The 23,297-nt window shown below is 60.7% G+C and carries 20 protein-coding genes; 13 read left to right on the top strand and 7 right to left on the bottom strand.

Annotated elements, in window-relative coordinates:
- Positions 1 to 66: 66 nt before the first annotated feature.
- Positions 67 to 1,497 carry an exodeoxyribonuclease I gene (gene sbcB / locus AC30D7_RS06045; RefSeq protein WP_490133440.1) on the bottom strand — a complete coding sequence of 477 codons (1,431 nt, stop codon included), beginning with the start codon at positions 1,495 to 1,497 and terminating at the stop codon, positions 67 to 69.
- Positions 1,498 to 1,680: 183 nt separating this feature from the next.
- Here sbcB and AC30D7_RS06040 point away from each other — a divergent pair, with 183 nt between their 5' ends.
- From AC30D7_RS06040 to AC30D7_RS06005, 8 genes are all read left to right on the top strand, one after another.
- Positions 1,681 to 2,406: an RDD family protein gene (locus tag AC30D7_RS06040; protein WP_490133439.1), complete on the top strand. Its 726-nt coding sequence runs from the start codon at positions 1,681 to 1,683 to the stop codon at positions 2,404 to 2,406.
- On the top strand, positions 2,403 to 3,380 hold the full coding sequence (locus tag AC30D7_RS06035) for a stage II sporulation protein M (protein WP_490133438.1): 978 nt from the start codon (positions 2,403 to 2,405) through the stop codon (positions 3,378 to 3,380). Before AC30D7_RS06040 ends, AC30D7_RS06035 begins: the two co-directional genes overlap by 4 nt.
- A complete protein-coding gene (locus AC30D7_RS06030) occupies positions 3,367 to 4,911 on the top strand; it encodes a DUF4129 domain-containing protein (protein WP_490133437.1) in 1,545 nt (514 codons plus the stop codon). Before AC30D7_RS06035 ends, AC30D7_RS06030 begins: the two co-directional genes overlap by 14 nt.
- Entirely contained in the window at positions 4,908 to 6,071 is a 1,164-nt protein-coding gene (locus AC30D7_RS06025; protein ID WP_490133436.1) for a DUF4350 domain-containing protein, read from the top strand. The genes AC30D7_RS06030 and AC30D7_RS06025 overlap by 4 nt, the downstream gene beginning before the upstream one ends.
- Entirely contained in the window at positions 6,068 to 7,069 is a 1,002-nt protein-coding gene (locus AC30D7_RS06020) for an AAA family ATPase (RefSeq protein WP_490133435.1), read from the top strand. Before AC30D7_RS06025 ends, AC30D7_RS06020 begins: the two co-directional genes overlap by 4 nt.
- Positions 7,070 to 7,094: 25 nt before the next feature.
- On the top strand, positions 7,095 to 8,426 hold the full coding sequence (locus AC30D7_RS06015; protein ID WP_490133434.1) for a DUF58 domain-containing protein: 1,332 nt from the start codon (positions 7,095 to 7,097) through the stop codon (positions 8,424 to 8,426).
- Positions 8,427 to 8,568: 142 nt separating this feature from the next.
- Positions 8,569 to 8,817 (top strand): hypothetical protein, encoded by a 249-nt coding sequence (locus AC30D7_RS06010; protein ID WP_490133433.1) that lies wholly within the window; start codon positions 8,569 to 8,571, stop codon positions 8,815 to 8,817.
- Between the two features lie 280 nt (positions 8,818 to 9,097).
- Positions 9,098 to 9,478, top strand: a complete 381-nt coding sequence (locus AC30D7_RS06005; RefSeq protein WP_490133432.1) for a DUF6124 family protein — start codon at positions 9,098 to 9,100, stop codon at positions 9,476 to 9,478.
- A 155-nt stretch (positions 9,479 to 9,633) separates the two neighbouring features.
- Here AC30D7_RS06005 and AC30D7_RS06000 read toward each other — a convergent pair whose 3' ends face one another.
- Positions 9,634 to 9,993 (bottom strand): PilZ domain-containing protein, encoded by a 360-nt coding sequence (locus AC30D7_RS06000; protein ID WP_490133431.1) that lies wholly within the window; start codon positions 9,991 to 9,993, stop codon positions 9,634 to 9,636.
- Between the two features lie 226 nt (positions 9,994 to 10,219).
- Entirely contained in the window at positions 10,220 to 10,594 is a 375-nt protein-coding gene (locus AC30D7_RS05995; RefSeq protein ID WP_413695032.1) for a tetratricopeptide repeat protein, read from the bottom strand.
- A gap of 173 nt (positions 10,595 to 10,767) precedes the next feature.
- On the opposite strand from AC30D7_RS05995, the gene pyk reads away from it, so the two are divergent.
- The gene (gene pyk, locus AC30D7_RS05990; RefSeq protein ID WP_490133430.1) at positions 10,768 to 12,219 is read left to right on the top strand and encodes a pyruvate kinase; all 1,452 of its coding nucleotides are present in this window, start codon (positions 10,768 to 10,770) and stop codon (positions 12,217 to 12,219) included.
- A 188-nt stretch (positions 12,220 to 12,407) separates the two neighbouring features.
- Here the strand turns inward: pyk and AC30D7_RS05985 are convergent, their stop codons facing one another.
- From AC30D7_RS05985 to AC30D7_RS05975, 3 genes are all read right to left on the bottom strand, one after another.
- On the bottom strand, positions 12,408 to 13,157 hold the full coding sequence (locus AC30D7_RS05985) for an enoyl-CoA hydratase-related protein (protein WP_490133429.1): 750 nt from the start codon (positions 13,155 to 13,157) through the stop codon (positions 12,408 to 12,410).
- A gap of 86 nt (positions 13,158 to 13,243) precedes the next feature.
- Positions 13,244 to 14,179, bottom strand: a complete 936-nt coding sequence (locus AC30D7_RS05980) for an iron-sulfur-binding ferredoxin reductase (protein ID WP_490133428.1) — start codon at positions 14,177 to 14,179, stop codon at positions 13,244 to 13,246.
- A complete protein-coding gene (locus tag AC30D7_RS05975; RefSeq protein WP_490133427.1) occupies positions 14,172 to 15,278 on the bottom strand; it encodes a GGDEF domain-containing protein in 1,107 nt (368 codons plus the stop codon). Before AC30D7_RS05975 ends, AC30D7_RS05980 begins: the two co-directional genes overlap by 8 nt.
- Positions 15,279 to 15,828: 550 nt before the next feature.
- On the opposite strand from AC30D7_RS05975, the gene AC30D7_RS05970 reads away from it, so the two are divergent.
- The 4 genes from AC30D7_RS05970 (at position 15,829) to AC30D7_RS05955 (ending at position 22,397) form a co-directional block, all read left to right on the top strand.
- A complete protein-coding gene (locus AC30D7_RS05970) occupies positions 15,829 to 17,352 on the top strand; it encodes a fumarate hydratase (RefSeq protein ID WP_007938826.1) in 1,524 nt (507 codons plus the stop codon).
- A 348-nt stretch (positions 17,353 to 17,700) separates the two neighbouring features.
- Positions 17,701 to 19,461 (top strand): sensor histidine kinase, encoded by a 1,761-nt coding sequence (locus AC30D7_RS05965; RefSeq protein ID WP_490133426.1) that lies wholly within the window; start codon positions 17,701 to 17,703, stop codon positions 19,459 to 19,461.
- A complete protein-coding gene (locus tag AC30D7_RS05960) occupies positions 19,461 to 20,786 on the top strand; it encodes a sigma-54-dependent transcriptional regulator (RefSeq protein ID WP_490133425.1) in 1,326 nt (441 codons plus the stop codon). The genes AC30D7_RS05965 and AC30D7_RS05960 overlap by 1 nt, the downstream gene beginning before the upstream one ends.
- A 291-nt stretch (positions 20,787 to 21,077) precedes the next feature.
- Positions 21,078 to 22,397, top strand: coding sequence for an MFS transporter (locus tag AC30D7_RS05955; protein ID WP_490133424.1), 1,320 nt, complete (start codon positions 21,078 to 21,080; stop codon positions 22,395 to 22,397).
- A gap of 112 nt (positions 22,398 to 22,509) precedes the next feature.
- Here AC30D7_RS05955 and AC30D7_RS05950 read toward each other — a convergent pair whose 3' ends face one another.
- Entirely contained in the window at positions 22,510 to 23,265 is a 756-nt protein-coding gene (locus AC30D7_RS05950; protein WP_019581516.1) for a COG4705 family protein, read from the bottom strand.
- Positions 23,266 to 23,297 lie beyond the last annotated feature (32 nt).

Here is a 23,297-nt window from a genome sequence, read left to right as displayed (position 1 = left end):
AAAAGAACGCCAGCAAATGCTGGCGTTTTTTTATGCCCGGAATTTAAGCGAAAGTCGTTTTCGTTTTCAAAGATTCAAACGTTTGCGTAATGCCTGGACATGAATCTGCCATTCATCCAGAACCTCTTGCTGAAACGATGTAGGACTAATCGCCAATTGGGCGGCAGCTGTCAGAAAACTTTCCAGCGTATTGGGAGCGCCCCACTCCGGTACGGACAAACGTTGCTGACAAAATATTCGCCAGCGTTCTTGCTCTTCCGGGCTCAACGTATCGGGAAAGTTGCGTGCGCGATAACGAAACAATAATTCGGGCAAACGTTCATCATCGAAAGGCCACTGCTCTTGTGCTAATTGCGCAGGGTCAGCGGCTCTGACTTGCTCACATAGTCGCCTATCCCGATCACCGATAAAACCGTCGTATAACTGTTGCTCGGGGTCCAGGCTCGCGGCGAAATCCTCGCGGGCATAAATTCCCGAGACTTTATCTTGCCAAAGTTGTTGTGCGGCACTTAGCCGCAGCGCCCGTTCCTGATAGAGCGCCATGTCCAGCCCCAAACGTTGCTGATCTTCAGGGCGAAGTACCGATAGCGGCGCCACGACCGGGCACTTGTTGATGTGGATGAGCTTGAGCGGCACCGGCAGTTCGCCTTCGGCCAGATCGTCACGGCGGGTATAAAGCCGCTGACGCAAGGTTTCCGTATCCAGATCGAGTAGCCCCAGAGGGTCCAGGTGCAGGTCACAGACAATCAGCGCGTTGCGATTACGTGGATGCCAGGCCAATGGCAGTACCACGCCTACATAATGGCGAGCCGCCGAAAAGCGTCCGGAAATGTGCACCATCGGCTGCAACAGCCGAATCTGGTCCATCACCTTTTGTTTGCTGCGCAACTGAAACAGCCAGTCATACAACTTCGGCTGTTTTTCGCGTATCAGACGCGCCAGGGCGATGGTGGCGCGAACATCCGATAGCGCCTCGTGGGCATTTCCGTGATCGATGCCATTGGCGGCGGTCAGGCGTTCGAGCTTGAGCGTCACCCGCCCTTCGTCATCCGTGGGCCAGACAAAGCCATCGGGACGCAACGCATAAGCCGCGCGCACGATGTCGATCAGGTCCCAGCGGCTATTGCCGCCCTGCCACTCCCGTGCGTAGGGGTCGAAAAAGTTTCGATACAGGCTGTAACGGGTCATCTCGTCGTCGAAACGCAGCGTGTTATACCCCGCCCCACAAGTACCGGGCAGAGCGAGCTGGGCATGCACCCGGGTCATGAAGTCGGCTTCGCTCAAACCTTGCTCGGCCAGAAGGCCAGGCGTAATACCAGTGATTGCGCAAGCCGCCGGATGCGGCAGGATGTCGTCACTGGGCTGGCAGTAGAGATTGACTGGCTCGTCTATTTCATTGAGATCGAAGTCGGTGCGAATCCCCGCCACTTGCAACGGACGGTCGCAACGGGGGTTGATGCCAGTGGTTTCGTAGTCGTACCAGAAGATCGAGGTCACGGGTTGTTCCTGAACTGAAGACCGGCGAAGTCTAGGCGCACACAGGCTGCCCCGACCAGAATTCTTGTTATTCAATCACCTCTGGCCACGCACCGTGCAATACATAGTTATGTCGTTTTCCCCCGAGAGGCTGCTAGCATCGGACGGACATCGATTCGCAAACCAGCCACACCAAGGTTGCCCATGCTCGAGACCACAGCACTGCCACGGAAAGCAACGCTGGCCCCGCCACTGGATACGCGGTATCACGTCGAAACGCCCGAAGGCATCGACTTGCCACTGCGCCCGGCCGGGATGATGGTCCGTGCGCTGGCATTCGCCATCGACCTGGGCCTGCGCGGGTTGATCCTGGGCCTGCTGTTCATGGTGCTGGCGTTCCTCGGCAAACTCGGCGCGGGGCTTGGCTCGATTCTGCTGTTCGTGGTGAGTTGGTGGTACATGGTGCTGTTCGAAGTGCTCAATCAGGGGCGCTCACCGGGCAAACAATGGATGGGGTTGCGCGTGGTGCACGACGATGGCACGCCGATCGGCTGGTCCGCGTCCTTGCTGCGCAACCTGTTGCGATTTGTCGACATGTTGCCGTTCGGCTACTTCCTCGGGGCTATCAGTTGCCTGCAACATCCCACCTTCAAACGCCTCGGCGACCTGGCTGCCGGCACGCTGGTGATCTACCGCGAACAACCGCTCACCCGACCGCAGTTACCCGATGCCCCGCCGCGCCGCGCCGCTTTCGCGCTGACGCTGACCGAGCAACGCGCCATCCTCGGGTTTGCCGAGCGCCAGGGTGAACTCTCCGAGGCGCGGGCAGGCGAACTCGCCTCGATACTCGCGCAACCGCTGCACGTTTCAGCGCCGCAGGCCGTGGCCGAACTCAACGGTATCGCCCGCGGACTGCTGGGCCCGACATGAAGCAAAGCCTTTTCGAAAGCCGCCACAAGGCCGAATGGGAGCAGTTTGCACTCTCGCTCGAACGGCTGGAACGAGGCAAGGAAACCTCGCGGGTCGCCAGCTTCCCCAGCGATTATCGACGGATCTGCCAACACCTGGCCCTGGCTCAGGAACGCGGTTACAGCAGCTTTTTGGTCGATTCGCTACAGCAACAGGTGTTGCGCGGGCATCAACAACTTTATCGGCATCGCAGCTGGCTGGGTGCCACTGTGCTGGGTTTCATCCTTGCCGACTTCCCGCGACTGGTGCGCGAACAGTGGCGCTTCGTGCTTGCCGCCAGCCTGATATTTTTTGGCAGCCTGATTGGCATCGCACTGCTGGTGTATCTGTTCCCGGAACTGGTCTACAACCTGATCCCGGCCGAGCAGGTCAGTGAGATGCAAAGCATGTACGACCCTGTCGCCGGTCATCTGGGGCGCGTGGCAGAACGGGCGGCCAGCGAAGACTGGGTGATGTTCGGTTACTACATCATGCACAACATCGGCATCGCGTTTCAGACCTTTGCCAGCGGTTTGCTGTTTGGCCTGGGCAGCGCGTTTTTCCTGTTCTTCAACGGCCTGATCATCGGTGCGGTGGCCGGGCACCTGACATACATCGGCTACGGCCAAACCTTCTGGTCGTTCGTTATCGGCCATGGCGCCTTCGAACTGAGCGCCATAGCTCTTGCCGGTGCCGCCGGCCTGCAACTGGGCTGGGCATTGATCGCGCCAGGGCGTCTGCCCCGTGCCGAAGCCCTGCGACTGGCGGCGAGCAAGAGTGTGTTGCTGATTTGCGGGGTCATGCTGTTTTTGCTGATTGCGGCGTTTATCGAAGCCTACTGGTCGTCGCGGACCGGAATCACGCCGCTGACCAAATACCTGGTTGGCGCAGCGCTCTGGGTACTGGTCGCGACTTATCTGCTGTTTGCCGGACGGACTCGCCATGCGCCTGAGTGATGCCAGTGCGGTGATTCGCCCGCGCACAAACTGGGAAGCCATGGACCTCGGGGTGCTGCTGAGTCAGCGCCATCGACGCCTGTTAATGACCAGTTGGGCGATCGTGACCTTGCCGATCTTTACCCTGCTCACCCTGATGCTGTGGGAATCGCCCTCCCTTGCCCTCTTCCTGTTCTGGTGGCTTAAACCGGCGTTCGACCGGCTGCCACTGTACATCCTGTCCAAAGCCATGTTCGGCGAAACACCCACGCTAAAACAGGCCCTGCGCCAATGGCCGCGCCTGCTCCCGCCGCAACTGCTGGCCAGTCTGACCTGGCGTCGCCTGAGCCTGAGCCGCAGCTTTCTGATGCCTGTGGTGCAACTCGAAGGCCTGGAAGGCGAAGCACGGCAACAACGTTTGCGCGTGCTGTTGCAACGCAATGCCGGTGCCGCGCAATGGCTGACGATCATCGGCGTGCACCTGGAAAGCGCGTTGTGGATCGGCCTGATGGTGCTGTTCTACATGCTCTTGCCGCTGCAGGTCGAACTCGACTGGGGCTGGCAAACCTTGATTGCCGCCGCCACACAAGACTGGCGCTGGCTGGAACACCTGACCAATGCTTTTTACGCCCTGGTGCTGGTGGTCTGGGAACCGATTTATGTCGCCTGTGGTTTCAGCCTTTACCTGAACCGGCGCACACGACTGGAAGCCTGGGACATCGAACTGGTGTTCCGCCGCTTGCGCCAACGCCTGAGCAGCGCAGTCATCACGTTGCTGCTGGCGGCGTTTGTGCTGGTGCCGACGGGGCAAAGCGTCTGGGCCGCCGAACCGGACATGTCACCGGACAGCCCGCGTCTGCTGGAGCAACCGCTGACCAGTCAGGCATCCCGAGACAGCATCAAGGCCATCCTCGATCAGCCACCGTTCAAGAACAAGGAAACGGTGACCCGCTATCGGTTTGGCGAAGACAAGCCCGCCACCGACACTGCGCACGATGGTCAAGCGCCCGCCTGGTTGAAGGCGCTATTCCGTTTGCTCGACAGCCAGCGTTTCGGCGCTTTGGCCAACCTGATCGAGGTGTTGCTGTGGGGCACGGTGATCGGCGCCATCGGCCTGTTGATCTGGCGTTACCGCGACTGGTTGCAGGCGTTCGTCAACCGCCGGCCAGCGCTCAACCGAAAAGTGACGCGACCGTTGCCGCAGCAGGCGTTCGGCCTGGACCTCAACCGCGAAACCCTGCCCGCCGATATCGCGGCCAGCGCCGAAAGCCTCTGGCAGACCCACCCGCGTGAAGCCCTTGGCTTGCTCTATCGCGCCTTGCTCAGCCACTTGCTGAACGACTTCAACATGACGCTCAAACCCGCCGACACCGAAGGCGAGGTGCTTCAGCGCGTTGAACAATTGAAGCAACCGGCGTTGCTGGCCTTCAGTAAAAACCTCACCGGGCACTGGCAAAACATGGCCTACGGGCATCGCCTGCCGCCAGCGCATATGCAACAGGAACTGTGTGACGGCTGGCGCGCGTTGTTCGGCCCGGGAGCGGTCCGTTGAATCGCAGGGCATGGCTGGCGCTCGGCGTGTTCATCGTCGCGCTTCTGGGCGCGCTGAGTGTTTACCTGTACTTCAAGACCACGCCCTATCAGGTACAAATCGAACACGGCCCGTCTCCCGAAGCCCAGGCCAATCCGTATCTAGCCGCCGAGCATTTTCTGCGCAAGCAAGGCCTGACCGTCAGCCACGCCAACAGCCTCGACATCCTGCCGACCCTCGAACCGCGTCAGCACAGCCTGTTGTTGCTCGGCGACCGGTCGAACATGTCGCCGCGCCAGGTGGATCAGGTATTGAACTGGACCCGGGCCGGTGGGCGCCTGCTATTCGTCGCCGAAGCCCTGTGGGATGAAAAGACCGGTCAGAGCAATGACCTGCTGCTCGACCGGGTGCAGTTGCACCAGTTCCTGAGCAAAGACCTCAAGGACTCGCCTCCCGATCTGCGCGATGATCCCTACCCCAAACTGACCAAGCTCTATCTGGAAAACGAAGAGGCGCCGGCCTACTTCAGCTTCGATACCGCGTTCCACCTCGACGACCCGAAAAACCTCGCCCAGGCCTGGGCCAATAGCGGCAAGGCCACGCACATGATGCAGCTGAGCCACGGGCTGGGTTCGATCACCGTGGTCACCGACGCCGACCTCTGGAAAACCTCGGCCATCGACCAGTACGACAACGCCTGGCTGCTGTGGTATCTGACAGCCGACACGGACGTGACCCTGCTGTTCAATACCGAGCACGACAGTCTGCTAACCTTGTTGTGGCGTTACTTTCCACAAGCCCTGGTGGCCCTGGTCGCCTTGATCGCTTTGGGCTTCTGGCACGTTAGCGTGCGCAGCGGCCCGTTGCTGGAACCGGCCCCAAGGGCGCGTCGGCATCTTCAGGAACACCTGCGCGCAAGCGCCGATTTCATGCTGCGTCGCAGCGGTCAGCACAGTCTGCTACACGCCTTGCAACAAGACATCCTGCGCCGTGTCCGCCACCGTCATCCCGGTTTTGAACAACTCGGCGTCGCCGAACAATGGCTGGTGCTCGCACGCCTGACTGGCCAACCCACACGCGCCATCAGCCAGGCCATGAGCCCGCGACCGAAACAGCGGCTGTCCAGCGCTGAATTCAGCCGTCAGGTCGCCCACCTGCAAATTTTGAGGAACGCCTTATGAGTGAACAGATCGAGCCCGGCACCCAGACCCACGCCACCCAGCAGCGCCAGCGCGCCAGCCAATTGGCCCAGGCGGTAAGATCGGAGTTGCAAAAAGCGGTGATCGGCCAGAACGGCGTGATCGACGATGTACTCACCGCCCTGATCGCCGGCGGTCATGTGCTGCTCGAAGGCGTACCGGGATTGGGCAAGACGTTGCTGGTGCGCGCCCTCGCCCGTTGCTTCGGTGGCGAATACGCCCGCATCCAGTTCACCCCGGACCTGATGCCCAGCGACGTTACCGGGCACGCGGTGTACGACCTGCAGACCGAGCAATTCAAACTGCGCAAAGGCCCGTTGTTCACCAACCTGTTATTAGCCGACGAGATCAACCGCGCCCCGGCAAAAACCCAGGCCGCGCTGCTCGAAGCCATGCAGGAACGCCAGGTCACCCTCGAAGGCCGCGCCCTGCCCATCGCGCAACCGTTTATGGTGTTGGCCACGCAAAACCCCATCGAACAGGAAGGCACCTACCCGCTGCCCGAAGCCGAGCTCGACCGCTTCATGCTCAAGGTACGCATGGACTACCCCGAGACCGATCAGGAACTGGACATGGTGCGCCAGGTCAGCCGCTCGACCCGCGCCGACATGCTCGACGTGCAACCGCTGCGCACGGTGTTGCAAGCCAAGGACGTGCTGGCCTTGCAGCGCATTGCCAGCGATCTGCCGCTGGACGATCAGGTACTTGATTACGCCGTGCGCCTGGCCCGCACCACCCGCACCTGGCCAGGCCTGACCCTCGGCGCCGGACCTCGCGCCTCCATCGCCCTGGTGCGCTGCGCCCGCGCCCGTGCTTTGTTGCGCGGCGGCGAGTTCGTGATTCCCGACGACATCAAAGGTTGCGCTCTGGCGGTACTGCGTCACCGGGTGCGGATTGCCCCGGAGCTGGACATCGAAGGGCTGGAAGTCGATCAGGTGCTCAAGCAACTGCTCGACCAAGTGCCGGCGCCACGCCTGTGAACATGGCCACAGGAACTGTGTGCCGATGAAACCATCCCGGCTTCTACTGGCCTGGCTTGCGGCCTTGCTGGCCATCGGCATCGTGCTGGGCGCCTTACGGACGCTGGACATCGCCGTTCCATCAAGCCTTTTATCGATCAACTGGGGATTACTGCTAGCCCTGCTGGCCCTGGCGATACTCGACGCCATTCGCCTCAAGCGTTTGCCCTCACCGCGCCTCCAGCGACAAATGCCCGGCAGCCTGGCGCTCGGTCGATGGAGCGAAGTGCGACTGGAGGTCGAGCATAATTTTACCCAGCCACTGAACATTCAGATCTTCGACCACGTACCCGACGGCCTGAGCTTCGAAAACCTGCCCCTGTCGGTCGAACTACAACCTGGCCAACAGAGCCAGATCAGCTACCGCCTGCGCCCGCTCATGCGCGGCCATTTCAGCTTCGAATACTGCGAAATCAACCTGCCGAGCCCCATGGGCTTGTGGTCCGACAAACGCCTGCTCCACATATCCGACACTACCCGCGTCTACCCCGACTTCGCCCGCCTCTACGGCGGCCAGTTGCTGGCGGTGGACAACTGGCTCAGCCAACTCGGCGTACGCCAGCGCCAACGTCGCGGCCTGGGCCTGGAGTTCCATCAACTGCGCGAATTCCGCGAAGGCGACAGCCTGCGCCAGATCGACTGGAAAGCCACCGCCCGCCAACGCACCCCCATCGCCCGCGAGTACCAGGACGAGCGCGACCAGCAAATCATCTTCATGCTCGACTGCGGCCGCCGCATGCGCAGCCAGGACGGCGAGCTTGCGCATTTCGATCACGCCCTCAATGCCTGCCTGTTGCTCAGCTACATCGCGTTGCGCCAGGGCGACGCGGTGGGCTTGAGCACCTTCGCCAGCAACCATCCGCACTACCTTGCCCCGGTCAAGGGCACAGGCCAGCTCAACGTGTTGCTCAACACCGTCTACGACCTCGACAGCACCCAACGCCCGGCCGACTACCAGGCTGCCGTCACGCAACTGCTGGCCCGACAAAAACGCCGGGCGCTGGTGGTGCTGGTCACCAACTTGAGGGATGAAGACGACGAAGAACTGCTGACCGCCGTCAAACGCCTGAGCAAACTGCATCGGGTGCTGGTGGCGAGCCTGCGCGAAGACTTGCTCGACAGCCTGCGGCAAACGCCGGTGCAAACCTTGCCAGAGGCGCTGGCCTATTGTGGGACGGTGGATTATTTGAATGACCGGGCGCAGCTCCATGAGCGTTTGAGTGCTCATGGAGTGCCGGTGGTGGATGCCCGGCCCACAGAGTTGGGGGCCGAGTTGGTGACGGCGTATTTGGGGTGGAAAAAAGCTGGGACGATGTAACGTCGAATCGTATATAAAATCGTCATGACACGACATCTACATGAATATGACGTGCGAGCACGTACGACAAACCCTCAATCCGGGTGCTTACGAAAACCAATCCTACTCAACAACCTGAAAGCTCTATCGCAAGGAATCAATCATGGACGAGACAAGCCTATTTGCATCAGTACTAACGCAGATCAATGAGAACCAACTGGCTTTGTGTGCTGCTATAGAAGAACTATCGAATTGGGTGGCGCAACGAGGGGCTACCGAAGTAGCGGATAACATCCGATGTGCATTACAAACGATAGATCGAAACCAAGAATTCATCTCTTTGGCACTTATTTCTGTCTCCACCGACTTTAAAGAATCACAGACTCCAAAGAAGCATGACCCTAATGTCTAGCTAACCATCAAGAATCGTAATTCTCCTCAGCTATTACCCGATGCCCCTCATCGGGTAACAACTGACGTTCATGGTCAGTAATCTGCTTGTTGCCCTCCTCCCGACTTCTCGAATAGCAGCGCTAACGGCTACAAAATGAAGCGCATCTGCCTACAAGTGTCAGCGACCCAGTCTGATTGTGGGTGGTGTCCGTCCCGACATAAGGTTCTCCTTCCCTCGCTACCGCCCATTCGTCTACCTCCGAATCGGCGGTAGCTCCAACAAGGAGTTAACCGTGTTAATGCCTCGACCCAATCTATTCAAAACCATCCCCCATCCCCCCTACGGAACCCTCGACTCAAGAAAACTCCACAAAGCTGCCGACAGGGCTCTAGATCACTATCTCAAACGGGAAAACACTGAACCGTGTTTTGCCAACAGACGCCCCACCGAGGAACGATCCATGAAAATGTTCACCGTTATCCCCAATGCCAATCCTGAAGCCTTGACCATCGAGACCTACGAAACCTTCTCGACGGTCAGCATTCTGCTGCTCGACCTGGCTGAAAGCCTGAACGACAAGCCGCGGCATCTGGCCATGGCGATTTATCGGATGAGTGAGTTGGGGTTGATGCTGGTGGAGCGGTCGCTGGATAACGAGAAGGCGATCAAAACGACCTAGTCTTTATCCCGTTATTCTTTGGTGTATAAACTGATGCCATCGAGAGCAGGCTCGCTCCCACAGGTAATCTTCGGTGGACACAGCATTTGTGGGCACCAGATAACCTTGTGGGAGCGAGCCTGCTCGCGATGGCGATTGCTTAGACGCCGCAGACTTCAGGCAGAAGCAGGCAACGGCTGAAAGCTGAAGTACTGCGTCAACGCCTCCATCAGCTGCCCATATTCCGGCGGTGCCCGTTGCAGGCTGAACCCGGCGTCGTAATGGTGCGGTGTAGCGTCTTCGTGGCACCACAGACAACAGGCCGCCAGGTCAATAACCTGCTGGCAGCCGTCGCTGGCGGGGATTTTTAATCGAAGGTCAAAGTCGGCGCCCACCATCATCGGTAACTGGCTGATGAGCATCAGCCCGTCGGCAGACACATTGCCCAGAAAACCGATGGGTTTATCGGTGACGCTGTTGAATACTCTCAGAAAATACGGCAGTTGATGCCGCTCGATCCGGCGGTCGGTGAACATGGGTCATTCGCCATGCAAGGCCCTTAAGCAGGGCCGCACTAATGCTTCGGAACGGGCCTGCTTCTATTGATAGAGGCATGGGCGCGCTCTCCCCGATCCTGTTGCGACAGTCCAACCTTCCGCTGCCGATCACAGGTGTAACCTCGGTTAGAGGCAAGGCTCTAATCGATCTATTCGACTATAGCTCACCACCGCCAGTCAGCCAGCCTTTGTAGGACAACCTCAATCAGAACCGGGTCGGGCGTACCTGCGTCGCGCTGCGGGTCGGGTAATGCCCCAGGCTCTCCAGGGTTTCCAGCCGGGCACGGGCGCGGTAGGCATATTCGCTTTGCGGGTAGGCCGCGATGATGAACTGGTAAGTCTGGGCCGCATCGATAAACAGCTTCTGCCGCTCCAGGCACTGGCCGCGCATCATCGTCACTTCCGGCTGCACGTAACGACGGGAACGGCTTTCGCGATCGACCTTGGACAGTTCGAGCATCACCTGCTCGCAGTTGCCGCGTTCGTAGGCGCTGTAGGCATTGTTCAAATGATGGTCCATCGACCAACGGGTGCAGCCCGCAGCACTGAGGGCAAGGACGGCAATGAGCACGAATCGCATAGGGGGATCTCCTGTCTTGTGCTCTGTATCGACCCGCTGTCGGAAATCTTCAGGATGGCGTGCTGCAAAGTTGCGGGGTTCAATAAAGAAAGAAAAAAGTAGTGCAAACGAACAATGACTACACCCCGGGACCATAGTAGCCTCTGCTTGCGCTTGAACTCAGGAGTCTTTGCATGTCCGTCCGTCGTACCAAAATCGTCGCTACCCTTGGCCCGGCCAGTAACTCGCCGGAAGTTCTCGAACAGCTGATTCTGGCTGGCCTGGACGTCGCCCGTCTGAACTTCTCCCACGGCACCCCCGACGAGCACAAGGCTCGCGCGAAGCTGGTGCGTGACCTCGCTGCCAAGCACGGCCGCTTCGTCGCCCTGCTGGGTGACCTGCAAGGCCCGAAAATTCGTATCGCCAAATTCGCCAACAAGCGGATCGAGCTGAAGATCGGTGATCAGTTCACCTTCTCCACCAGCCATCCACTGACCGAAGGCAACCAGCAAGTGGTCGGCATCGACTACCCGGACCTGGTAAAAGACTGCGGCGTGGGCGACGAGCTGCTGCTCGACGACGGCCGCGTAGTGATGCGCGTCGATACCGCCACCGCTACCGAACTGCATTGCACCGTGACCATCGGCGGCCCGCTGTCGGACCACAAAGGCATCAACCGTCGTGGTGGTGGCCTGACGGCGCCGGCCCTGACCGAGAAAGACAAGGCCGACATCAAGCTCGCTGCCGAAATGGAAGTCGACTACCTCGCGGTGTCCTTCCCACGTGACGCCGCCGACATGGAATACGCCCGTCAACTGCGCGACGAAGCCGGCGGTACCGCCTGGCTGGTGGCGAAGATCGAACGCGCCGAAGCCGTGGCCGACGACGAAACCCTCGACGGCCTGATCAAGGCTTCCGACGCGGTGATGGTTGCCCGTGGTGACCTGGGTGTGGAAATCGGCGATGCCGAGCTGGTAGGCATTCAGAAGAAAATCATTCTGCACGCACGCCGCCACAACAAGGCTGTGATCGTCGCGACCCAGATGATGGAGTCGATGATCCAGAACCCGATGCCGACCCGCGCCGAAGTGTCCGACGTAGCCAACGCCGTGCTCGACTACACCGACGCCGTGATGCTCTCGGCCGAAAGTGCCGCCGGCCTGTACCCGCTGGAAGCGGTGCAAGCCATGGCGCGCATCTGCGTCGGCGCTGAAAAGCACCCGACCAGCAAGACCTCCAGCCACCGCATCGGCAAGGAATTCGAGCGCTGCGACGAGAGCATCGCGCTGGCAACCATGTACACCGCCAACCACTTCCCGGGTGTGAAAGCGATCATCGCGCTGACCGAAAGCGGCTACACCCCGCTGATCATGTCGCGTATCCGTTCGTCGGTGCCGATTTACGCGTTCACCCCGCACCGCGAAGCCCAGGCCCGCGCAGCGATGTTCCGTGGCGTGTACACCGTTCCGTTCGACCCGGCCTCACTGGCACCGAACGAAGTCAGCCAGAAAGCCATCGACGAGCTGGTCAAGCGCGGCGTTGTGCAGAAAGGCGACTGGGTGATCCTGACCAAGGGCGACAGCTACCACACCACCGGCGGCACCAACGGCATGAAGATCCTGCACGTGGGCGACCCGCAGGTCTGAGTGACCGGTTGCTGAAAAACAAAAGCCCCGCCATGTGAATGGCGGGGCTTTTTGGTTTTTGATCCACAAGTTGTGTTGCCCAGGCGGGCCTCTTCGCGGGCAAGCCGCTGCCAACCAAGTCAGAGCTCAACACAAAACCTGTGGGAGCGAGGCTTGCCCGCGAAGAGGCCCGCACGATCACCGAAGATTCAATGCCTGCTGATAAACCCCGTCAACGCCGCAATCGCTTCCGGCGAACGCAGCCGTTGGGTGAACAACGCGCCCTCCTCCTCGATCACTTTACGGATCAACTCGCGATCCGGTGCCTTCATCAATTGCTTGCTGATGCGCACTGCCTCCGGCGGCAACTCATCAAAGCGCAACGCCATCTCCCGCGCCTTGGCCAATGCCGCTTCGCCACTGCCCAAGGCCTCAGTCGCGATCCCCCACGCGACAGCCTGTTCACCGCTGAAACCTTCGCCGAGCAACAGCAACTGCGCCGCTCTGGCCTGCCCGAGCAAACGCGGCAGGATCAGGCTGGAACCGAACTCCGGGCATAACCCGAGATTGACGAACGGCATGCGCAACCGCGCGTCCGCACTGACATAAACCAGATCGCAATGCAGCAGCATCGTCGTGCCAATCCCCACCGCCGCACCGGCCACCCCAGCGACCACTGGTTTACGGCACTCCAGCAAATTGAGCATGAAGTGAAACACCGGGCTGTCGAGGTTGCTCGGCGGTTGCTGGATGAAGTCGGCGATGTCGTTGCCAGCCGTGAAGCATTCGGCGCTGCCGGTGATCAGTACCGCATTGATCTCGGGGTCGCTGTCGGCGAGCCGCAAACCCTCTGCCAGTTGGCTGTACATGGCGCGGGTCAGGGCGTTTTTCTTTTCGGGACGGTTGAGGCGCAGGGTCAGTAAACCGCGCTCACGTTCAAACTGGATGGCATCGGGCATGGCGAGTCCTGATCTGAGAGGATCCACTGTGGCGAGGGAGCTCGCCCCCTCGCCACAGCAAGCTCCCTCGCCACAAAAATCAGCGCTCAACCATGGGGTACAAAGACATCCGCCAGCAGTTGATTGCGCGGCAAACCCGCCAGGTACAAGCGCCGGGCAAAGGCGTCGACGCTGTCGGGTGCTCCGCAGACTAAGGCCAGGGTTTGCCGGGAAACAAGGCGCAGTTGCGCCAAAGCGGCGGGCAACTCGGCCGCCGTCCACAGCTCGACATTAAGGTTTTCACGGCCCTCGGCCATGGCTTGCAGGGGTTTGGCCAGATAATGCTCACTGGCATCATGGGCCAGGTGAATGACGCGGATGGCGCCCTGGTGATGCTGACGCAACGCTTCACGCAAGATGCCGAACAACGGCCCCAGACCGGTGCCAGCCGCCAGCAACCACAGCGGTCGGGTGTGCCAGTCAGGATCGTAATGCAGCGCCCCGCCGCGCAACTCGCCGAGGCGGATCGAATCGCCGATTTTCAAGCGACGCGCCGCGTCACTGAATTCCCCCGGCTGGCGGCAATCGAGGTGGAACTCCAGGAAGCGGTCCTCTTCCGGCAGGCTGGCAAGGGAATATGGCCGCGCCACCTGCCCCGCCCACAACACCAGATGCTGCCCCGCCTGATAGCGCAACGGGCGCTCGCTGGTCAGGCGCAAGCGCAACACGCTGGCGCTCAGCCAATCGCTGGCGACCACTTGCGCGGCAAGACCATCGCGCAGCGGGTCAAAGGTTTCGACGTGCAGATCGTCAACCACCTGGCACTGACAGGCCAACCGCCAACCCTGCTGGCGCTGCTCATTGCTCAAGGCATCGGGACGGCTGTCGCTGGGCAGGCCCACGACACATTTGACCAGGCACGCGTGGCAACTGCCGGCGCGGCAGCTATAGGGCACCGGCACGCCGTTTTGATTGAGGGCATCGAGCAGATTGCTCCCCGCCGCCACCGTCCAATGGCGTTCGCCGACCCGTAACTCAGGCATCGACATTCTCCCAGGCGGCCGCGCAACGGTTACGGCCGTCACGCTTGGCGCGGTACAGCGCCTGATCGGCGCAATGCAAGGCGTAATCCAGATCGTCGCCCAGTTCCAACAAGGTCATGCCCGCCGACAGACTGAGGTGAGCGATCTCCAGGCCGACCAATTCGACATCCATGAAGGCTATGCGCAAGCGCTCGCAACAGGCCGTCAGGCGCTCGGCATCGCAATCGGGCAACAGCACCACGAATTCTTCACCGCCATAACGGGCCAGAATATCGCCATCGCGCAGGCAGGCCGTGGCCACTCCGGCGAACGCTTGCAGCACCTGATCGCCGGCGGCGTGACCATGAACGTCGTTGATGCGCTTGAAGTGGTCGAGGTCGATCAGCGCCAGGCCATGCAACACACCGACTTCCAAGGCGTTCAGCTCGCGGGAGGCCAGGCGCAGGAAATGCCGACGGTTGAACAGCCCGGTGAGTTCGTCGGTCGCCACCAGGCCTTCGAGCTGGCGCATCATTCCGCGCAGGGTGTCTTGATGCGCCTGCAAGGCGAACCGCCGCTGACGCATACGCTGGCGCGACATCTGCACGTAGCGGGCGTAAAGCACTAACCAGCCGAGCACCACAAACAGCACGCACACCTGCAACAGCGCCAGCGTCGGGTCGGACAGCTGAAAGTGGTAGCCCTCCCACAACGTGATGGCGCTGAAACTGAAAAACACAAAAAGCGCACATCGCAAGAATGCCGTGCGCGGTAAATGAAACAAGCCGAACAGCAGAATCAGCAGGTAAAACACCAGAAACGCACCGCGCGCCTCGTCCAGATGGGCGATCAGCCACGTTTGCCATCCCAGCCCTAACAACACTTGCGCTTCGGTCAGGCTGGGGTCGGAAAAACGCAGGTTGGTGCCGCTGTAAAACACCGCGAACAGCACCGCCTGGCTGAGCAACACCAATGCACTGCCGACCACCATGCCAACGATGGAATCGTGGTAATGGCCGGTGAAAAACGCCAGCCACAGCAGCAGCAAGGCCAGGGCATAAGTGCCGGCCGCAAGGGCGAAGCGTTTGAGCAAAAGCCGCTGGATGGCGTTATGGGTCAATCGTTGATTCACCTGGGATAGGAGGCTGTCAGAGTGTCCTACTCTACAGGCCGGATGCCACTTTAGTGGCGAGTCTGATAAATGACCATTCAATTTTTGGGGCGAAAATTTGGCGTCAAACCCATGACTTGGGCTACGGATAACCTGTGGCGAGGGGGCTTGTCGGAACGCTGCACCGCCCCCGCTCGGCTGCGAAGCAGTTGTAAAATCTGCCAATGCGGTGTGTGGGAGGGGAAGCAAGGGGAGCGCTTCGCGCTCCAACGGGGGCAAGCCCCCTCGCCACAGGCAAGCCCCCTCGCCACAGGCAAGCCCCCTTCACCACAGCGAGCTCCTTCGTCACAAAAGCCCTTCTATCCATGTGTGGGCGGTATGCGACCAACGTTTGGCTGTCAACGGATGTACCCGCCTTTGATGCGCGGTATACTGCCGCGCCTTTTTAGCGTCGCGCCAGCATGCCCGGCGTGCCTTGAAAGGTGTCTGCGACCGACCGATGCACCCAAGCCGCAGGCACCTTATTGAATGTTCCCGTCTTTTAGAGGAGCGCGACTCGATGACCGTGATCAAGCAAGACGACCTGATTCAGAGCGTTGCCGACGCCCTGCAATTCATTTCCTACTACCACCCCGTGGATTTCATCCAGGCGATGCACGAGGCCTACCTGCGTGAAGAATCGCCGGCAGCCCGCGATTCCATCGCGCAAATCCTGATCAACTCGCGCATGTGCGCCACCGGCCACCGCCCGATCTGCCAGGACACCGGCATCGTGACCGTGTTCGTACGCGTAGGCATGGACGTACGTTGGGATGGCGCCACCATGGGCCTGGACGACATGATCAACGAAGGCGTGCGCCGGGCTTACAACCTGCCGGAAAACGTCCTGCGTGCCTCGATCCTCGCCGACCCGGCGGGTGCTCGCAAAAACACCAAGGACAACACCCCGGCTGTTATCCACTACTCCATCGTTCCGGGTAACACCGTGGAAGTGGACGTGGCAGCCAAGGGCGGCGGCTCCGAGAACAAGTCGAAAATGGCCATGCTCAACCCGTCCGACTCGATCGTCGACTGGGTGCTGAAAACCGTTCCGACCATGGGCGCCGGCTGGTGCCCACCGGGCATGCTCGGCATCGGCATCGGCGGCACCGCCGAGAAAGCCGCCGTGATGGCCAAGGAAGTGTTGATGGAATCCATCGACATTCACGAGCTCAAAGCACGCGGCCCGCAGAACCGTATCGAAGAGATGCGCCTGGAGCTGTTCGAGAAGGTCAACCAACTGGGCATCGGCGCCCAGGGCCTGGGTGGCCTGACCACCGTGCTCGACGTGAAGATCATGGATTACCCGACCCACGCCGCCTCCCTGCCGGTGTGCATGATCCCCAACTGCGCCGCCACCCGTCACGCGCACTTCGTGCTCGACGGTTCCGGCCCGGCCTCGCTGGAAGCGCCACCGTTGGACGCCTACCCGGAAATCGTCTGGGAAGCCGGCCCGTCGGCCCGTCGCGTCAACCTCGACACCCTGACGCCAGAAGAAGTGCAGAGCTGGAAGCCGGGCGAAACCGTCCTGCTCAACGGCAAAATGCTCACCGGTCGCGATGCGGCGCACAAGCGCATGGTCGAGATGCTGAACAAGGGTGAAACCCTGCCGGTGGACCTGAAAGGTCGCTTCATCTACTACGTCGGCCCGGTTGATCCGGTGCGCGAAGAAGTGGTTGGCCCGGCTGGCCCGACTACCGCCACGCGGATGGACAAGTTCACCCGTCAGATCCTCGAGCAAACCGGCCTGCTGGGCATGATCGGCAAATCCGAGCGCGGCCCGACCGCGATCGAAGCGATCAAGGACCACAAAGCCGTTTACCTGATGGCGGTCGGCGGCGCGGCTTACCTGGTGGCGCAAGCGATCAAGAAGTCCCGCGTGGTGGCGTTCGCCGAACTTGGGATGGAAGCGATCTACGAGTTCGACGTGAAAGACATGCCAGTGACCGTTGCGGTTGATAGCAAGGGTGAGTCGGTACACATCACCGGCCCTGCGATCTGGCAGCAGAAGATCAGCGAAAGCCTGGCGGTAGAAGTGCAGTAAGCACTTCAGATTGCCAAAGCGGCCGGTTCATCGTTATGGATGACCCGGCCGTTTTTTTATCCAGCGTCCAAACCGTTTGCGGTAGAAAAACCTGGCGCGCAGCCGATTTAATCTTAAGAAATCGCTCTCCCTTGTCAGATCTGAGAGGTTACGTCTGCCCATAAACTTGATAGCGTTTATCCACCCACGCGATTGGCAATCGTTTGCCTGAAATCAATCAATGGCGCAATTTTGGCAGCTCTCAAGCCTGTCGGTCGCCCGAACGATCGGTGAGGGCGCGAACAGCGCGCCGAGCCAATCGCCTGCATGGTATGGTGCCCGCCCGTCCTGCCATCCGTTTGCCCCAGCATGCTGCCGACTTCCCGTACCTTGCGCCTGTCGTTGTACACACTGCTGATCCTTGCCGGTGCCGCACTGGCAGCCGGTTTTGCCGTCCGCCACGCCGAACGCCAGGCTCTGGAAGAAGACGCCGCCCGCGCCAACCAGCAACTGGCGCTGTACGCCAATTCCCTACACACCCTGATCGACCGCTACCGCGCGCTGCCCGCCGTTTTGGCGCTGGATCCGGAACTGCGTTCGGCATTAAACGGTCCGGTCAGCGCCGAACAGCAGGCTGCCCTGAACCGCAAACTGGAGAAAATCAACGGCGCGGCGCATTCCTCGACCCTCGAATTGCTCGACCGCACCGGCCTGGCCGTGGCCGCCAGCAACTGGCGTTTGCCCAGCAGCTACGTCGGCCACAACTATGGCTTTCGCCCCTACTTCAGCCAGACCCGCACCCAGGGCACCGGACGCTTTTATGCGGTGGGCGTGACCAGTGGCATTCCCGGTTACTTCCTGTCCAGCGCGGTGACCGACGACAGCGGCGAGTTCATCGGCGCGATGGTGGTGAAACTCGAATTCCCCGAGCTTGAGCGCGAATGGCGTCAGGGCAGCGACACATTGCTGGTCAGCGATGCGCGCGGAATCATCTTCATTGCCAACCAGCCGGGCTGGCGCTATCGCCTGTTGAAACCGCTGAGCGACAGCGACCGCGCCGAACTAAAGGCCACCCGCCAATACGACAAGCAACCGCTGACTCCGCTTGAGTTTCAACCGGTGCGGCGCTTCGATGACAACAGTGCATTGACGAGGGTCGACGGTCCCGACGGAATGACGGATTACCTCTGGGAATCACTGCCGCTGGCTGCCGAAGACTGGACGCTGCACCTGTTGCGCCGCCCGCAGATAGCCCTGGAAGACAGCCGCAACGCCGGGCTCGCCGCTGCCGGCGCGTGGTTGACGCTGGTGTTTCTGTTGTTGTTCCTCAATCAGCGTTGGCGCCTGGCGAAATTGCGTCAGCGCAGCCGTGAAGAACTCGAGCAACTGGTGGAAGAACGCACACGCGACTTGCGCACCGCCCAGGACGGGCTGGTGCAGTCGGCCAAACTCGCGGCGCTGGGGCAGATGTCCGCAGCGCTGGCCCATGAAATCAATCAGCCCCTGACCGCCCAGCGCATGCAGCTTGCTACGCTGAGGTTGCTACTCGATCACGGCCGGGTCGACGACGCCTACAAGGCGCTCAAACCGGTGGACGACATGCTCACGCGCATGGCCGCCCTCACCGGCCACCTGAAAACCTTCGCACGCAAAAGCCCCAGCGGTTTGCGCGAACGGCTGGATCTGGCGGCGGTGGTGGATCAGGCCCTGCAATTGCTCGATGCGCGCCTGCGCGATGAGCAGGTCAGCCTGGTGCTGCACCTGACCCGTCCGGCCTGGGTGCGTGGTGATGCGATCCGTCTGGAACAAGTGCTGATCAACCTGCTGCGCAACGCCCTGGACGCCATGCAGGGCAAACCCTGCAAGCGTCTGGAGATTCGCCTCGAGGCCGATGAACAGCTGTGGCGCCTGAGTGTCATCGACAATGGCGGCGGCATTGCCGAAGAACATTTGAGCCAGGTGTTCGATCCGTTCTTCACCACCAAACCGGTGGGTGACGGCCTGGGCCTGGGGCTGGCCGTGTCCTTTGCCATCGTCCACGAAGCAGGCGGACGCCTGAGCGCCGATAATGGCGAAAAAGGCGCGGTATTCACCCTGACGTTGCCCGTTGATCTGGAGGTATTTGCCTGATGCTCAATTCGGTGATGGTGGTCGATGACGAAAGCAGCATCCGTAGCGCCGTCGAACAGTGGCTGAGCCTGTCGGGGTTCGAGGTGCAACTGTTCAGCCGCGCCGATGAATGCCTGGCGCAACTGCCGAAACACTTCCCCGGGGTGATTCTCAGCGATGTGCGCATGCCAGGCATGAGCGGGTTGGAGCTGCTGGCCGAAGTGCAGCGCCGCGACGCCGATTTGCCGGTGATCTTGCTGACCGGTCACGGCGATGTGCCGATGGCCGTCGAAGCGATGCGCGATGGCGCCTACGATTTCCTCGAAAAACCCTTCAGCCCGGAAACCCTGCTGAGCAGCCTGCGTCGGGCGCTGGACAAGCGCCGGCTGGTGCTGGAAAACCGTGCCCTGCACGAACAGGCCGACAATCGCGCCAAACTCGATGCCACCCTGCTGGGAGTGTCCCGTGGTTTGCAGACATTGCGTCGGCAGGTGCTGGATCTGGCGACGCTGCCGGTCAATGTGCTGATCCGTGGCGAAACAGGCAGCGGCAAGGAACTGGTTGCCCGCTGCCTGCACGACTTCGGTCCCCGTGCCGACAAGCCCTTCGTCGCCTTGAACTGCGCAGCGATTCCCGAGCAGTTGTTCGAGGCCGAACTGTTCGGTCATGAGAGTGGCGCGTTCACCGGCGCCCAGGGCAAGCGCATCGGCAAGCTCGAATACGCCGACGGCGGCACGCTGTTTCTCGATGAAATCGAAAGCATGCCGCTGGCGCAGCAGGTGAAACTGCTGCGGGTGTTGCAGGAGCAGAAGCTTGAACGCTTGGGCTCCAATCAGAGCATCCGCGTGGATTTGCGAATCATCGCCGCGACCAAACCCGACTTGCTGGATGAAGCCCGGGCTGGGCGTTTTCGCGAGGATCTGGCGTATCGCTTGAACGTCGCCGAGCTGCGGCTGCCGCCGTTGCGTGATCGGCGTGAAGACATTCCACTGTTGTTCGAGTTCTTCGCACAGAGTGCCGCCGAACGTCTTGGCCGTACCTTTCCACCGTTGAGCGGGCCGCAATTGAGCCATCTGCTGAGCCACGACTGGCCGGGCAATGTGCGCGAGCTGGCGAACGTCGCCGAGCGCCAGGTGCTGGGCCTCGGCGAACCGGAACCGGTGGGGATCGATCCCGGCCAGTCACTGGCGGCGCAGCAGGAAGCTTTCGAAGCGCATTGCTTGCGCGCGGCGCTGACCCGGCATAAGGGCGATGTGAAAGCGGTGCTTGAAGAACTGCAACTGCCGCGCCGTACCTTCAATGAAAAGATGCAGCGCCATGGGTTGAGTCGCGAGATGTTCATCTGACAGGAACGCCCTCGAACACCCGGAATGCCCTGGACCTGTAGGAGCGAGGCTTGCCCGCGAAGCTTTTTAGCGGTCTTGATGGCCTCTTCGCGGGCAAGCCTCGCTCCTACAGGGGTTGGTCGTGCGCGGAAATCCGCTTGTTACCTTGTACGCAATAAGCGGATTTCCGCTCAGCAAAACCCGTCACCCCCTCTAAACCGGCCCTCCTCCCCTTGGCACAGCTCCTGCTATAGCCCCTGCAGGCTGCGTTTCAACGCGCTCCACAAAAACAATTAAACGAAGGATCCTTCAATGGATAACTCCAACGCCCTGCCCCTTGGGTCGGCTGCCGTGCCGGCTAAAGAAAGAAGCACCGCCAGCCGGATCAAATCGATCTTCAGCGGCTCTGTCGGCAATATGGTCGAGTGGTACGACTGGTACGTCTACGCCGCCTTCTCCCTGTACTTCGCCAAAGTCTTCTTCCCCAAAGGCGACACCACCGCCCAACTGCTCAACACCGCCGCAATCTTCGCCGTGGGCTTTTTGATGCGCCCGATCGGTGGCTGGCTGATGGGCCTCTACGCTGACAAGGCCGGCCGTAAAGCCGCGCTCATGGCCTCGGTCTACCTGATGTGCTTCGGCTCGCTGCTGATCGCCCTGAGCCCAGGCTATGAAACCATCGGTATCGGCGCACCGATCCTGCTGGTTTTCGCCCGCCTGCTGCAAGGTTTGTCGGTGGGGGGTGAGTACGGCACCTCGGCGACGTACCTCAGCGAGATGGCGACCAAGGAACGTCGTGGTTTCTACTCCAGCTTCCAGTACGTGACGCTGATCTCCGGCCAGCTCATCGCCCTGGGTGTGCTGATCGTGCTGCAAAATTTCCTGACCACCGAAGAGCTGTACGCCTGGGGCTGGCGCATTCCATTCGCCATCGGCGCGCTGTGTGCCGTGGTCGCGCTGTACCTGCGTCGTGGCATGGAAGAAACCGAGTCGTTCACCAAGAAAGAGAAGGCCAAGGAAAGCGCGATGCGCACCTTGCTGCGCCATCCCAAGGAACTGATGACCGTGGTCGGCCTGACCATGGGCGGTACGCTGGCGTTCTACACCTACACCACGTACATGCAGAAATACCTGGTGAACACCGTCGGCATGAGCATTTCCGACTCCACCACGATTTCCGCGGCGACGCTGTTCCTGTTCATGTGCCTGCAACCGATCATCGGCGGGCTGTCGGATAAAGTCGGTCGTCGACCGATCCTGATCGCCTTCGGCATTCTCGGGACACTGTTCACCGTGCCGATCCTGACCGCCCTGCACACCATCCAGAGCTGGTGGGGTGCGTTCTTCCTGATCATGGCGGCGCTGATCATCGTCAGCGGCTACACCTCGATCAACGCGGTGGTCAAAGCTGAATTGTTCCCCACCGAAATCCGTGCCCTGGGCGTCGGCCTGCCATACGCACTGACCGTGTCGATCTTCGGCGGCACCGCTGAATACATCGCCCTGTGGTTCAAGAGCATCGGCATGGAAACCGGTTACTACTGGTATGTCACAGCGTGCATCGCGGTGTCGTTGCTGGTGTACGTGACCATGAAAGACACCCGCAAGCATTCGCGGATCGAGACCGACTGACAGCAACATTGATGGAGGCTGTACCGGCCTCTTCGCGGGCAAGCCTCGCTCCTACAGGGGTACGCGATCATCTGTAGGAGCGAGGCTTGCCCGCGAACGGGACACCTCGGTATCAGGTCAACTCAGCCGCCGTCTGCTTCGCGTACTTGCCCTGCACGTAAGATGCCCCTGCAATCATCACCACCAGAATCCCCGCCAACACCAGCGACGAGCCGATGGTGCCGAAATCCAGGCCACCCTTTGCATGGGGTTTGGTCAGGAAGTCGCCCAAGGTTGCGCCGAATGGCCGCGTCAACACGAACGCCACCCAGAACAGCAGCACCGACGAAATCTTCGTGAAGTATTTCAACAGCACCACCAGCGCAATGGTCGAACCGATCAACAGTGCGCCGCCGGCAAAACCCAGGCCCGAGTCGTCGGCCAGGTAATCGCCAAGCGCCGTGCCCAAGGTGTTGGAAAACAGAATCGCCATCCAATAGAACATCTCGCCCCGGAAGGTCTGGACCTTGGTGACGTTCAGCGAATCGCCGCTCAAGCGCCAGGCCGCGAAAATCCCCAGCAGAATCGCAATCAGGATCATCGAACCGGTGGCGTAGCCCAGTTCGAGGGTGCGGTCCATGAAGTCGGACATGGTGGTGCCGGCGGTGCTGGTCGACAGAATCACGATCCAGTACAGCACCGGCTTGTAGGTTTTGGACATCAACTGCGTGACCAGCGTCAGCACAAAGACGCTGATCAGAATCAGCGAGCTGATGGCGTAACCGACATTGAGGGTCATCGACAACAAATCCCCCGCGGTTTCACCCAGGGTCGTCGCGCAGATTTTCATGACCCAGAACGCCAGGGTGATCTGAGGAAGTTTATTCATTCAAGGCAAGCTCCAGTTCGTGACGGTCGTTT

The organism is Pseudomonas sp. DF5 (genome assembly GCF_058148225.1).
Note: the sequence above shows the minus strand (reverse complement) of the source record. Positions and strands in the feature narration are given on the sequence as shown.